General features: G+C 72.9%; 12 protein-coding genes. 8 read left to right on the top strand and 4 right to left on the bottom strand.

Annotation, left to right across the window (positions count from 1 at the left end; genetic code table 11):
• Positions 1–20: 20 nt before the first annotated feature.
• Complete coding sequence (locus ABZ924_RS00400) at positions 21–1178, bottom strand: cystathionine gamma-synthase (protein WP_361901709.1); 1158 nt, start codon at positions 1176–1178, stop codon at positions 21–23.
• 91 nt (positions 1179–1269) lie between these two features.
• Here ABZ924_RS00400 and ABZ924_RS00395 point away from each other — a divergent pair, with 91 nt between their 5' ends.
• The 7 genes from ABZ924_RS00395 to ABZ924_RS00365 all read left to right on the top strand — a co-directional run bounded on the left by ABZ924_RS00395 (position 1270) and on the right by ABZ924_RS00365 (position 8759).
• Positions 1270–2376 (top strand): hypothetical protein, encoded by a 1107-nt coding sequence (locus tag ABZ924_RS00395; RefSeq protein ID WP_361901707.1) that lies wholly within the window; start codon positions 1270–1272, stop codon positions 2374–2376.
• Positions 2377–2765: 389 nt separating this feature from the next.
• On the top strand, positions 2766–4373 hold the full coding sequence (locus tag ABZ924_RS00390) for a M48 family metallopeptidase (protein ID WP_361901706.1): 1608 nt from the start codon (positions 2766–2768) through the stop codon (positions 4371–4373).
• Positions 4370–5530: a hypothetical protein gene (locus ABZ924_RS00385; protein ID WP_361901704.1), complete on the top strand. Its 1161-nt coding sequence runs from the start codon at positions 4370–4372 to the stop codon at positions 5528–5530. The genes ABZ924_RS00390 and ABZ924_RS00385 overlap by 4 nt, the downstream gene beginning before the upstream one ends.
• A gap of 108 nt (positions 5531–5638) precedes the next feature.
• Positions 5639–6304, top strand: coding sequence for a peptide-methionine (S)-S-oxide reductase MsrA (gene msrA, locus ABZ924_RS00380; RefSeq protein ID WP_361901703.1), 666 nt, complete (start codon positions 5639–5641; stop codon positions 6302–6304).
• A gap of 236 nt (positions 6305–6540) precedes the next feature.
• A complete protein-coding gene (locus ABZ924_RS00375; RefSeq protein WP_361901702.1) occupies positions 6541–6789 on the top strand; it encodes a hypothetical protein in 249 nt (82 codons plus the stop codon).
• Positions 6782–7669 carry a DUF2637 domain-containing protein gene (locus tag ABZ924_RS00370; protein WP_361901700.1) on the top strand — a complete coding sequence of 296 codons (888 nt, stop codon included), beginning with the start codon at positions 6782–6784 and terminating at the stop codon, positions 7667–7669. Before ABZ924_RS00375 ends, ABZ924_RS00370 begins: the two co-directional genes overlap by 8 nt.
• 265 nt (positions 7670–7934) lie before the next feature.
• Positions 7935–8759 carry a class I SAM-dependent methyltransferase gene (locus ABZ924_RS00365; RefSeq protein ID WP_361901698.1) on the top strand — a complete coding sequence of 275 codons (825 nt, stop codon included), beginning with the start codon at positions 7935–7937 and terminating at the stop codon, positions 8757–8759.
• A 41-nt stretch (positions 8760–8800) separates the two neighbouring features.
• On the opposite strand, the gene ABZ924_RS00360 is transcribed toward ABZ924_RS00365, so the two are convergent.
• From ABZ924_RS00360 to ABZ924_RS00350, 3 genes are all read right to left on the bottom strand, one after another.
• On the bottom strand, positions 8801–9835 hold the full coding sequence (locus tag ABZ924_RS00360; RefSeq protein ID WP_361901697.1) for a GNAT family N-acetyltransferase: 1035 nt from the start codon (positions 9833–9835) through the stop codon (positions 8801–8803).
• Between the two features lie 134 nt (positions 9836–9969).
• Positions 9970–11235, bottom strand: coding sequence for an Ig-like domain-containing protein (locus ABZ924_RS00355; RefSeq protein WP_361901696.1), 1266 nt, complete (start codon positions 11233–11235; stop codon positions 9970–9972).
• Positions 11236–11358: 123 nt separating this feature from the next.
• A complete protein-coding gene (locus tag ABZ924_RS00350; RefSeq protein WP_361901694.1) occupies positions 11359–11661 on the bottom strand; it encodes a hypothetical protein in 303 nt (100 codons plus the stop codon).
• A 146-nt stretch (positions 11662–11807) separates the two neighbouring features.
• On the opposite strand from ABZ924_RS00350, the gene ABZ924_RS00345 reads away from it, so the two are divergent.
• The gene (locus tag ABZ924_RS00345; RefSeq protein WP_361901692.1) at positions 11808–12122 is read left to right on the top strand and encodes a hypothetical protein; all 315 of its coding nucleotides are present in this window, start codon (positions 11808–11810) and stop codon (positions 12120–12122) included.
• The last annotated feature ends 563 nt before the right edge of the window (positions 12123–12685 follow it).

Here is a 12685-nt window from a genome sequence, read left to right as displayed (position 1 = left end):
GGCCGGTCCCGTACGAGCGACTAGCCGAGGGCCTGGGTCAGGTCGGCCAGCAGGTCGTCGGCGTTCTCGATGCCGACCGAGAGGCGGACCAGGTCCGCGGGGACCTCCAGGGCCGAGCCGGCCACCGAGGCGTGCGTCATGCGGCCCGGGTGCTCGATCAGGGACTCCACGCCGCCCAGGGACTCACCGAGGGTGAACAGCTTGGCGCGGTTGCAGACCTCGACCGCCGCCTCCTCGCCGCCGGTGACCTGGAAGGAGATCATGCCGCCGAAGTTGCGCATCTGCTTGGCGGCGATCTCGTGGCCGGGGTGCTCGGCCAGGCCCGGGTAGAGGACCTTGTGCACCTTGGGGTGGCGGGTCAGCATGTCGGCGATCTTCGCCGCGTTCTCCGCGTGCCGGTCCATGCGGACGGCCAGGGTCTTGATGCCGCGCAGCACGATCCAGGAGTCGAAGGGGCCGGCGACCGCGCCCATCGCGTTCTGGTGGTAGGCCAGCTCCTCGCCGAGCGCCGCGTCGGCCGTGACCAGGGCGCCGCCGACGACGTCGGAGTGGCCGCCCATGTACTTCGTCAGCGAGTGCACGACGACGTCCGCGCCGAGGGCCAGCGGCTGCTGGAGGTACGGCGAGGCGAAGGTGTTGTCGACGACCAGCTTGGCGCCGGCCGTGCGCGCGATGTCGGCGACGACGGCGATGTCGGTGATGCCGAGCAGCGGGTTGGAGGGGGTCTCCACCCAGATGACCTTCGTCTTCGGGGTCAGCGCGGCCCGCACCGACTCCGGGTCGGAGGTGTCGGCCACCGACCACTCCACGCCCCAGCGGGAGACGACCTTCGCGAAGAGGCGGAAGGTGCCGCCGTAGGCGTCGTTCGGGATGACCACGTGGTCGCCCGGCGCGAGCAGCGTGCGCAGCAGGCAGTCCTCGGCCGCGAGCCCCGACGCGAAGGCCAGGCCGCGGCGGCCGCCCTCCAGCGCCGCGAGGTTCTCCTCCAGGGCGGTGCGGGTCGGGTTGGCGCTGCGGCTGTACTCGTATCCGCCGCGCAGTCCGCCGACGCCGTCCTGCTTGTACGTGGACACCTGGTAGATCGGGGGCACGACCGCGCCGGTCAGCGGGTCCGCGGTGTTGCCCGCGTGGATCGCGCGGGTCTCGAAGCTCTGGTGCTCGTGGCTGTCGTCGCTCATGGGCAGAGCCTAATCCCCGCAGGCCCGGGGTGGTTGCCCACGGGGCGCGGGCATTGGCCTTTGCGCGGGTGCGTCTGGTTCGCTTGTGGGCATGGAGATTCTCTGGTTCCTGATCGCGATGGGCCTGCTCGTGGCCGCCCTCGGTCCGCTGATACGGCGCCGGCGCGGCGGCGGCATCCGCCTGGCCGCCCCCGACAGCCCCGACGCGGCCGACCCGGCGGCGTACGGCTTCGCCCTGCAGGAGGAGCTCGACATCCGGGTTCCCGGACCCGACCAGGACCTGATGGACGCCCTCACCGCCGTGCAGAGCAGCGGGCGCTGGCAGGCCGCCTCGCAGCTGCTGGCCGGCACCGCGAAGGAGGGCGAGCTGCGCTGGCAGCGGGTCCAGGCCTTCGGCGGGGCCGCGGCGCTGGAGCTGGTGGAGCGGCCCGGGGTGGGCGCGCCGTGGCTGAAGGCGTGGCGGCTGGAGGCCGGCAAGGACGCGGGCGGGGCGCAGGTGCACGCGGAGCTGCTGGTGCAGCAGGCGTGGCGGCAGTCGGGCGGCGTCGGCTCCGAGGACCACCGGATCATCCTGGAGGAGGCCCGCGAGGCCTGCCGCAGGGCGGCGCTGCTGGCGCCGGGCGACCCGGTCCCGTACATCACGGAGCTGGCGGTGGCACGGGGCCTGGCCTACCCGGAGGCGGAGTTCGACGAGCTCTGGGCGAAGGTCATCGACGTCGCGCCGAACCACATGGGCGCGCACCTGGCGGCCCTGCACTACTGGTGCGAGTCGTGGCACGGCTCGCGGGAGAAGGCCGACGCGTTCGCGCACGCGGCGGCGGCCCGGGCGCCGCGGGGCTCGCTGCTGGCGGCGCTGCCGCTGTTCGCGGTGTACGCGCACATCCCGGAGGTGGTGCTGACCAACTTCTGGGAGAGCGCGGTGGTGACGCGGGCGGTGCAGGGGGCGATGTACGCGGTGCGTACGGCTCGGGCCGACGATCCGATGCTGGCCCACGTGCGGCATCTGCTGCTGTGGTTCCTGGTGGGGATGGGGCGGTGGGCGGAGGCCATGGAGCAGGTCCGGCACGTTGACGGGTGCGTCGGGGCCCTGCCGTGGTCGACCGCCGAGGACCCGGCCGCCCAGTACGCGGTCTACCGCGCCCTGGCCGTGGCCGGCTACGAAGCCAACGGCGGCTCCCCGGCCACCCTCCCGAACTGACCCCGGCCGCCGCCGTCCGCCGCTGCGCGGACCCGTTCCCCACCCCGCCCCTTCCCGAAACCGGGCTCCGCCCGGACCTGTTTCGCCTCAAACGCCGGCGGGGCTGAATTCAGCCCCGCCGGCGTTCGAGGCGCGGGGGTCTGGGGGCGGAACCCCCGGTTTCGGGAAGGGGCGGGGTGGGGAATCGGCTCCGCGCAGCGGCCAGCGGGCAGCGGCAGCGGCCGGACGGCCCGGGCGCGGGGCCGGATCGGGCCAGGCCCCCCGCATAAGGTTGCCGTAAGTGACCGGGAGGACGCATGATCCCCCGGTGGCCGCTCGGCCGACCGGTGAACCACCGCACACCGCACCTGCACCCGCACCACCGTCATCCCCGGGGGGATCTGTCCTACATGGGCGCTTCACTGCGCGCGCTGCGCGCCCTCGTCCTGCTCGCAGGCTTCTATCTGCTCGGCGTCGTCCTGATCGCCCTCCTGGCGGCCGCCGACATCGGCATCATCGCCGCCGGCCTCCACGGCTTCGCCGCCGCCAAGCTGGTCGCCGTCACCGCCGTCCTCGCCTTCCCGATCGTCCGCGGCATGTTCATGCTGCGCACCCCCAAGGGCGACCCGGTCCCCGGCGTGCCGGTGACGGAGGCGCAGGAGCCCGCCCTGTGGCAGGCCGTCCGCGAGGTCGCCGCGCAGGTCGGCACCCGCGCCCCCGACGAGATCGTCCTGATCGCCGACGTGAACGCGGCCGTCGGCGAGGACGCGCGGATGCTCGGCCTGCTCCCCGGCACCCGCCGCCTCTACATCGGCCTGCCGCTGATGACCGGCTTCGACGAGATGCAGCTGCGCGCCGTGCTCGCCCACGAGATGGGCCACTACGCCAACTTCGACACCCGCCTCACCCCGCTGATCGCCCGCGGCCGCGCCCAGCTCATCCGCACCATCCGCCACTTCCACGAGCGCGCCGACGCCAAGGTGGCCAAGGAGCGCGCCCGCCAGGAGAAGAAGGCCGCCCAGCGCCTCGCCAAGGGCAAGACCGCCCAGGAGATCGACACCAGCGGGCAGGGCGCCACGTACCGGGCCATGGCCAAGATCTACGTGGCGTACGGGAACTTCTACCAGCGGGCCACCCTCTCCTCCGCCCGCCGCCAGGAGCTCGCCGCCGACCTGGCCTCCGTCGAGGTCGCCGGCCGGGACTCCGCAGCCTCCGCGCTGCGCGAGCTCAACGCGCTGGGCCCGGCCCACGAGTTCTACATGGACTCCTACGCCACCCTCGGCGTCGGCGCGGAGCTCCTGCCCCCGCCCGGCGAGGTCTTCGGCGGGCTGCGCCGCCTCCTCGACGCCCGCCGCGCGGAGCTGGACGAGCTGCGCCGCGACCTGCCGACCGAGCCCACCGAGCCGTACGACTCCCACCCCGCGCTCGCCGAACGCGTCGCCCGCATCGAGGCCCTGCCCGACGACGGCCGCGGCGCTCAGGCCGCCCGCCCGGCGCTGGCGCTGCTGTCGGCGCCCGAGGCCGCGCAGGCCGCGCTGGAGCAGGCGGTGCTCACCCCGCAGGCGCTCGCCCTGACGCGGGTGGACTGGCCCGAGCTCGTCCACCTGAGCATGACCCGGTACGTCTCCCAGGGCTCCGAGGAGATCCGCGCGGCCTTCACCGCCGAGGGCGCCGACCCGGCCCGCGGCCTGGGCGCCGTCCTGGACGCCGTCGACGCCGACCCGGCGCTGCGCTGGCGCGTGGCCGACCGCTTCCCGAAGTCCGAGGAGGCGGCCGCGGCCAGCGGCCGCACCGCCCGCGAGTTCGCCCGCCCGGTGGTCCGGCGGGCCCTGAACCAGCTGGTCACCGTCGAGCTCACCGCCCGCGACAGCGCCCGCTGGGAACTGTCCTGGTCGGACTCCGCGGCCCTGCGCTACCCCTCCGACGACTTCGAACAGCAGCTGAAGTCCGCGCTGGAGGCGGCCACGGCCGACCAGTGCGACACCGAGCCGCTGCGGAAGCTGGTGCTCGCCCCGTGATCGGTCTCATCGTCTTCGGCGTCCTGCTGCTCGCGGGTGCCTGGAAACTGCTGCGCGGCATGTACTTCATCCGCAAGGCGCGCAGGCTGAACGCCGCCTCGGACGCCCTGGAGGCCGAGACCGCGGCCACCAAGGCCCGTACGGCCGCCCTCGAGGAGCAGGCCGAGGCCGAGAAGGCCGCCGCGGTCGTCGCGCTCGGCTTCGTCGGGGAGGCCGACCTCGACACCGAGCACGGCCAGCCCGTACTGCCCGGGCAGCAGGCCGCGCTGGCGGCCGTCCGGGCCGGCGACTGGGAGGCGGGCGCCGACTGGATCGCCGCCGCCGGCAAGGACTGGGAGGAGCGCTGGTCGCGGGTCCGCGACCTCGCCGAGGCGGCCGCCGAGGACGACGCCTGGCTGCTGGCCTGGAAGGCGGCCCGGCCGGGCGATCCGACCGCGGCGCTCGTCGACGCGGACACCGCGGTCCTGGTGGCGTGGAACGTGCGCGGCAGCCAGTCCGGGGCCCGCACCACGCAGGAGCAGTTCCGGCTCTTCCACGACCTGCTGCTCACCGCGCGCCGCACCGCGCAGGAGGCGCAGGAGGTCGCCGACCCGGCGGACCCGGTGCCGTACATGGTCGAGCAGCCCATCGCCATGGGGCTGGGCTATCCGCACGAGCAGTACGAGGAGCTGTGGGCGCAGATCACCGAGCGCGCCCCGAAGCTGCTGTGCGCGCACACCAGCGCCCTGCAGTACTGGGCGGCGAAGTGGCGCGGCTCGCACGAGCTGGCCCTCGGCTTCGCCCGCACGGCGGCCGACGGCGCGGAGCCGGGCGAGCTGCTGTCCCTGCTGCCGCTGATCGCGCACTTCGAGAACGAGGCGTGGGTCAAGGAGCTGCGGGCGGAGGAGTACTACAAGGAGCCGGAGGTCGTCGCGGCCGTCGACGCCGCCCTCGCCGACCTGGCCGCGGCCGCGCCGGACGACCGGCGGGCGGTCAGGCTGCGGCACATGCTGGCGTGGATGCTGTTCTGGCAGGACCGGGACGCGGAGGCGGTCGAGCAGTTCCGCCACATCGACGGCTACATCGGCGCGGTGCCGTGGTCGTACGCGGGACGGCCGAAGCAGCGGTACCTGTACGCGCGCGACTGGGCGGTCCGCGTGACGCTGCAGTCGCAGTAGCGGGCGCTCCGGTCGGCGTCGGGGGCCGAGCCGGGGGCGGGGGCGGGGGCGGGAATCCTCCCCCGCCCCCGACCGTTATCCCTCCTACCCCAAGGAGGCGATCGATCCATGTTCCCGTTCCGCCGCACGCCCGAGCTGCCCACCGCCGAGGAGGCCCTGAAGGGCCGTCCGGAGCCCCTGTTCTCCCTGCCGCCCGAGCACACGGTCCTCGGCAACCCCCTCGCCGGCCCCTACCCGGAGCACCTGGACGTCGCGGACTTCGGGCTGGGCTGTTTCTGGGGCGCGGAGCGGAAGTTCTGGCAGACCCCCGGGGTGTGGACCACGCTGGTCGGCTACCAGGGCGGCCACACCGAGAACCCGACGTACGAGGAGGTGTGCTCGGGGCTGACCGGCCATACGGAGGTCGTCCGCGTGGTCTTCGACCCGGCACAGGTCTCGTACGACGCGCTGCTGAAGCTCTTCTGGGAGTCCCACGACCCCACGCAGGGCTTCCGCCAGGGCAATGACGTGGGCACCCAGTACCGCTCGGCGGTCTACACGCACTCCCCCGCCCAGCAGTCCGCGGCCGAGGCCTCCCGCGACGCCTACCAGCGGGTGCTGACCTCCTCGGGCTACGGCCCGATCACCACGGCTGTCCTGCCGGCCGCGGACCGCCCCTTCTGGCCCGCCGAGGCGTACCACCAGCAGTACCTGGACAAGAACCCGGCCGGCTACTGCGGTATCGGCGGCACGGGCGTCTCCTGCCCGATCGGTGTGGCCCGCGCCGACTCCTGAGCCGCCGCGGCCCAGCGTCCGGGATCGAACCATCGCCGCTTCACCGGGCGAGAGCCCGTCGGTCCCGGACCGTCCCGCCGCGAAGAGAAAATGATAAATAGAGGGGGGGATTTGCCGGGGATTGTCGCTGGCTGACATCCGTAGAGCAGATTTAATCCCGCGCACTCCCCCGATCGGAGCATCGACCTCACCCGTATGCCGCACATCCCGCTGCCAACGGCGACGTTATCTGGCATATGACGGACAGGATCGCTGCAGACGTACATGCCGATTTCTCCACCGTGCCGATCACGGGCGGAAGCGGAGAGCCCTGGGACGGGAATTACGTCGTTCCCCTGGAACGGTCCGCGCCCACCGCGACCGCCCTGGAGCAGTTCATGGAGGCGATGGACCGCATCGAGAGCGATTTTCGACGCTGCTGGAACAGGATCGTTCAGACACCGGCGGCGACCCATGCCGGGGTGAGGATTCCCGGAAATGCGTGACTTCCACAGCGGCGAGCCCTTCACGAGCCCCGAAGAGTTCTACGCAGCCACGAGCGCGGAGGCGTGGCGTCCCACGGGGCACTACGACACGCTCCCCGGCGACCCCGACCGCCCCGGACCGGGCCGACCGGGCGGGATCCCGCAGATGTCGCCGACCCCGGAAGAGGAACTGGGCTTCCTGCTCCAGGAGACCATGGCGGCCGAGTACAACAGCCCGCCTCTGCGACAGCAGCCGAGCCCCTACGGCCTCCACCCCGACGGGCCGACAGCCGGCGATCCGTTCGCGCGTGAGGATCTCGACACGATCGCACCGATCGGACTGACGGGGAGGCACCTCCCGCCCCGCCGGCGCCGCAGAACACGGCGATGGGTCATCGACTGGCTACAGACGACCAGCTTCTCCATCGCCACGCTCGCCGCTGCCCTGGTGACCCTGGTCAGTCTGTTCGGCGGCATCATCGCCTACGAACCGCTGCACCGGATCGCCGAGCTGCGCACTCCCGCGTACGTGGCCGACTGGTGGCCGCTGCTCGTCTACGGTCCGTGGGCCGTCGCCTCCCTGTCCATCCTGCGCGCCGCCCTTCACCAACGCCGGGCACTTCACTCCTGGCTCGTGGTCCTCACCTTCTCGGGCACCGCAGTCCTGCTGTGTCTGGCCCAAGCGCCCAGAACCCTGACCGACGAAGCCGCCGCCGCATTGCCGCAGATGGCGTCACTCGCCTGTTTTCACCAACTGGTCCGCCTCATCACTTTGACCAAACCGCCCCGGAAGAACAGCCCCCGCCACCGCACCGCGCTCCCCCGCATCCAACCCTCCGCCCCGCCTTCCGCCCCGCAGGCGAACAGGCCGACGATTCCGAGGAGCAGGCGGCCGTTCTGAAGGAAACCCGAGAAACCCTTCCCCCGCACCCCACCCTCCTCAGCAGCTACAGCCACAGATTTCCCCTGTCAAGGAAGGATCTCCCCGATGTCTCCGAATTCTTTCCCAGACAAGATCCATTTAGCAAGGCGCTCATCACCCGAGTGGCCTAATACTCAGGCAATTGATCGCGATCTTCACGGTCGGCGGGATCCTTGACGCCGCCCTTGCGGGGTGGGCCGAAACCCGGTCGACCGTCGGCGGGGCGGTCGGCACACTGGGCCGAATGGACAGCAAGGGGCAAGGCGGCAGTGCGGGAGCGCTCAACCGGGCGGTGTGGGACGAGCGGGCCCGGGTGCACGGGACCACCCCCGGGGACCGGTTCTACGACGTCGAGGGGTTCCTCGCCGGGCGGCAGACCCTGCTCGGGCTCGAGCGGGAGCTGGCCGGCGAGGTGCGGGGGCTGGACCTGCTGCACCTGCAGTGCCACTTCGGCATGGACACCCTGAGCTGGGCCCGGCTCGGAGCACGGGTGACGGGGGTGGACTTCTCCCCCGTGGCCGTGCACCGGGCCCGGGAGCTCGCGGCCCGCGCCGGCCTGGCCGCGGAGTTCGTCGAGGCGGACACCCAGGCCCTGCCGGCCTCCCTCGCCGGCCGGTTCGACCTGGCGGTGGCCACGTACGGGGTGCTGTGCTGGATCGGGGACCCGGACGCCTGGATGCGGGGTGCGGCCATGGCACTGCGGCCCGGCGGCCGGCTGCTCCTGGTCGACCTGCACCCGCTGTTCCAGGTCTTCGCCTCCTACGAGCCGCTCGTCGCGGACTGGCCGTACGGCGGCGGGGCGGCCCTGCGGGAACCGGTGACCGGAACGTACGCCGATCCCGAGCTGCGCGTCGAGGCGCGCGAGGCGGTGCAGTACCCGCACTCCCTCGGGGAGATCGTGACAGCGGCCGCCGGGGCCGGACTGGTCCTCGCGCACCTCGGCGAGCACACCGAAGCCGACACCGACGGCCGGGGGCTGCTGCCCCGGGGCGAGGACGGCAGGCACCGCTTCCCGTTCGGGCAGACGCACCTGCCGTTCCTCTACTCCCTGGTGGCCACGAGGCCCTGAGGCCGCCTCAGCACCGGGCGCGGGTTCAGCGGATCCGGCGGCTACAGCTTCAGCTGGAAGACCGCCGCGGCGCGCTCGCGGCGGTAGCCGAGCGTCTCGTTGACCGCGCGCATCGGGGCGTTGTCGTCGGCGACGGTCGTGGCGATGGTGCGCAGGGCGGGGTGGCGGGCCGCCGCCTCGGCGAGCATGCGGAGCTTGACCGCGCGGCCGAGGCCGCGGCCGCGGTGGCCGGGGACGACGACCGTGTCGTACTGGATGGCGCGCGGGCCGTCGGGGTCCGGCAGGACGAGCTCGGTGTACGCGGCGACCTCGCCCTGCGGGGTGGCGGCGGCGACGGTGGTGATCGCGCCGCCGCGGTCCAGGATCAGCTGCTGGGCGGCGTGCAGGCGCCCCGCCGTCCAGGTCTCGATCAGCTCGTCGGTCTCTCCGCTCGGGGCGTCCTCCATGGCGCCGTGCGCGGTGGCGGCGGCCTCGGCCCAGGCGTCGGGGACCAGTCCGGGCCAGCACGGCAGCGTGTAGCCGGGGGGCAGCGGTACCTGCTCCGGCCCGGGGGCGGTCACGTCCTGGACGTACCACGCCATCCGCAGCGCCTCGGTGAAGCCGAGGGACTCGGCGAAGGCCTGGCCGGGGCCGCCGAGATCGACCACGGCGGAGACCGAGCTCCGGCCGTCGGCGAGCAGCGCCTCGCGGACCCGCTGCCACAGGGCCGTGCCGTGGCCCTGCCGGCGCGCCCCGGGGCGTACGGCCAGGACGTCGAGGAAGGCGGTGTGCCGGTTGCCCTCGTCGCTGAACAGGAGCAGCCCGGCGACCCCGAGCATCCCGGCCGCACGGTCACGGGCGGCACCGTCGCCGGCGGCACCCGCGGCACCGGCCTCGGCGGCCCAGAGCGCGGCGCGGCCGCGGGTCGGCGCCGCCTGGATCCGGCCGGACACCTCCACCCGGGACGGCGGCGGCAGCTGCGGCAGGTCGGCGGCCTGCACGGCGGCCAGAACATCCCGCCAGGCGTCCGCCTCGGCGTCGGACGGGGGCGGGGTGAGGGCGCGTATCGCCGCGGGGGCGCTGCTCGGAAGGGTCATGATCGGGACCCTGGCCGCGGCGCGCCGGGCGCGCCCCGCACTTTCCGGCCCCCCTGCGCCCCCGGAAACGCCGGACGGCGGGGAGCCGCTTCGGGCTCCCCGCCGTCCGATCGGGGTTCGGTTCGCACCGGGGGTCAGGCGGCCGAGCCGGCCTTCCACTCCGCCCAGCTCATGTTCCAGCCGTTGAGGCCGTTGTCCGGCTTGATGGTCTTGTCCGGGGAGTTGACCACCGTGACGACGTCGCCGATGAGCGTGTTGTCGAAGAACCAGGCCGCCGGCTGGTCCGGGTCGCCCGCGCCCTTGACGTCGTTGAGGCCGACGCAGCCGTGGCTGGTGTTCACGCTGCCGAAGATCGAGTCCGATCCCCAGTAGTTGCCGTGGATGAAGGTGCCGGAGGTGGACAGCCGCATCGCGTGCGGGACGTCCTTGATGTCGTACTCGCCCTTGCCGTCACTGCCGGTGAAGCCGACGGTGGAGCCGTCCATCCGGGTCTCCTTGAACTTCTCGGAGATCACCATCTGCCCGTTGTACGTCGGGTTCGCCGGGGAGCCGGCCGAGATCGGGATGGTCTTGAGGACCTGGCCGTCGCGCGTGACGGTCATCTTCTTCGTCTTGGCGTCGACGGTGGAGACCTGGCTGCGGCCGATCTTGAAGGTGGCGGTGCGGTTCTGCACGCCCTGGACGCCCGGGGCGCCCTGCACGCCGTCCAGCGTCATCTTCAGGGTGACGGTGGAGTTGGCCTGCCAGTACTGCTCGGGCCGGAAGTCGAGCCGCTGCTCGCCGAACCAGTGGCCGACGATCTCCTGGTTCGAGCTGGAGGTGACGCTGATCGCGGCCTGGACCGCCTTCTTGTCCTTGATCGGCTTGTTGAAGGTGATCGAGACCGGCATACCGACGCCGACGGTCTGGCCGTCCTCCGGAACGAACGAGCCGATGAAGCTGTTCTCCGGGGAGACGGTGGTGAAGGAGGCGTTCTCGTGGGCCTCCTTGCCGCTCGCGTCCTTCGCGGTGGCCGCCAGCGCGTACTTCGTGGAGCGCTTCAGCGGGGCGTCCGGCTTCCAGCTCTTGCCGTCGCCGGCTATCTTGCCGGCGACCGCCGCGCCCTCGGAGGTCTTCAGCTCCACGCCGGTGAGGGTGCCCTCGGCGACGCTGACGGCGGTGGAGTCCAGGCCGACGTTGGTCGCGCCGTCCTTCGGCGTGATCGTTATCTTGGCCTTCGAAGCGTCCTTGGCGGCGGCCGCATCGACGTCCGACTGGGACTTTCCGGAGTCCCCGCCCTTCGCCTTGTCGTCGCCGCCGCCGTTACACGCCGTGAGCATCAGTACGCCACCGAGCACGGCTGATATGGCCGCCATCGACCTGCGCCGCCGCCTGCTGTCCGTCCTCACACGCCACTCCATCGTTGCCTGAACCCCCCGGGGCACGTCCCCGGGCAGGGGGAAAACGCCCCCTGCCTCGCCCCAGTCAACGCATTGACGGCCCGGTCGGTTCCACATTCCGTTTGAATGTGGGCAACCCCACGGTCAGGCGTTGTCGGTCTCCCTGTCGAAGCCTCCATCTTCCTCTTCGAGGTCCCATTCGAGCGACTCGGGGTCGTATTCCACGGGCTCGCTGCTCCAGGAGGCCTGTACGAGCTCCACTCCGGGGATCTCCGCCACCAGGTCCGTGGGGTCCACGAGGTACGCGAGGGCTTCCGATTCGTCCTCCCGGACGGCGGCCTCGGCGTGGCTGCGCTCCTCGTCCGGCATGAACTCGTCGGCGTCGATGTGCTCGAGGGCGGCGCCCGTCAGGGCCTCGGCGTCCGGCACCTCCAGCACCAAATCCACGCGGAGCCGTACATATCGTGATGTGTCAGAAGGGTTCATACGACGGAGAGTAAGCCCGAACCGGCCCCGACTTTCCCACGACCCGCCCCTTTCCGTAGCATCACCGCACACGGCCAATTCGCTGCTTCCGCAAGGGGGATCGCACCGTGACCGCACGCCGACCGCTGCTCACCGCTCTCGGGGCGACCACCCTGCTCGCCGCCCTGTGGTTCGTGCCCTCGGCCAACGCCACCGCGCCCGAGGACTCCGCCGGGCGCGGCGCGCCCGCCGCGGCGAACACCGCCGGCTCGGGCGCCGCCGACGCGGGCGGGCAGGAGACGGGGACCTCCGACGAGCCGGTGCTCGGCCTCGCGGACACCGGCGGCATCGACACCACGCCGTACCTGCTGGCCGGCACCGCCTGCCTGATCGTGGGCGCGGCCTCGGTAACCTTCTCGGTCCGCCACTCCCACGACGCCTGACCCGGCCCCCGCCGCCCTCCGAAGCGGGGGGGCGGCGCATCCAGCCGCCGACGCGTTCGAAGCGGGAGTCCGGCAATCTCAACGCAGCCGACTCCGCCGACGCCCGTGCCCGGAGGCCGGCAAAACGAGCCCCGCCGGCGCTTGAGGCGCGGGGCCTGCGGCGGCGCCCCAGAAGCCCAGCCGGCTCCGCCGCCTCCGGCCCGGGGGCTCGGCCAATCCATCCCCCCCCACCTGCGCCGGGGGTCCGGCACATCCAGCCGCCAACGCGTTCGAAGCCGGAGCCCGGCAATCTCAGCCCCGCCGGCGCTTGAGGCGCGGGGCCTGGGGCGGAGCCCCAGAAGCCCGGCCGGCTCCGCCGCCACCTGAGCCGGGGCTCGGCCAATCCATGACCCGCCGACGTCTGTAGCGGGAGTCCGGCACATCCAGCCTCGCCGGCGTTTGAGTGGGGGTCTCCCGGACGGAGTCTGGGGGAGGGTCCGGGCAGAGCCCGGTGCCCGGCGGAGCCGGGTTCCCTGGGGCGCCGCCCCAAACCCCGCGCCTCAAACGCCGGCGAGGCTGCAAAT

This window comes from Streptomyces sp. NPDC046876, assembly GCF_040645035.1.
GTDB lineage: Bacteria > Actinomycetota > Actinomycetes > Streptomycetales > Streptomycetaceae > Streptomyces.
The sequence above is the reverse complement of the archived record's forward strand: the minus strand, read 5'-3'. Positions and strand labels throughout refer to the sequence as shown.

Excerpts from the sequence above, each read along its gene's own strand:
- ABZ924_RS00400 (WP_361901709.1), bottom strand. The coding sequence starts at position 1,178 with ATGAGCGACGACAGCCACGAGCACCAGAGCTTCGAGACCCGCGCGATC.
- ABZ924_RS00395 (WP_361901707.1), top strand. The coding sequence starts at position 1,270 with ATGGAGATTCTCTGGTTCCTGATCGCGATGGGCCTGCTCGTGGCCGCC.
- ABZ924_RS00390 (WP_361901706.1), top strand. The coding sequence starts at position 2,766 with ATGGGCGCTTCACTGCGCGCGCTGCGCGCCCTCGTCCTGCTCGCAGGC.
- msrA (WP_361901703.1), top strand. The coding sequence starts at position 5,639 with ATGTTCCCGTTCCGCCGCACGCCCGAGCTGCCCACCGCCGAGGAGGCC.
- ABZ924_RS00375 (WP_361901702.1), top strand. The coding sequence starts at position 6,541 with ATGACGGACAGGATCGCTGCAGACGTACATGCCGATTTCTCCACCGTG.
- ABZ924_RS00370 (WP_361901700.1), top strand. The coding sequence starts at position 6,782 with ATGCGTGACTTCCACAGCGGCGAGCCCTTCACGAGCCCCGAAGAGTTC.
- ABZ924_RS00365 (WP_361901698.1), top strand. The coding sequence starts at position 7,935 with ATGGACAGCAAGGGGCAAGGCGGCAGTGCGGGAGCGCTCAACCGGGCG.
- ABZ924_RS00360 (WP_361901697.1), bottom strand. The coding sequence starts at position 9,835 with ATGACCCTTCCGAGCAGCGCCCCCGCGGCGATACGCGCCCTCACCCCG.
- ABZ924_RS00355 (WP_361901696.1), bottom strand. The coding sequence starts at position 11,235 with ATGGAGTGGCGTGTGAGGACGGACAGCAGGCGGCGGCGCAGGTCGATG.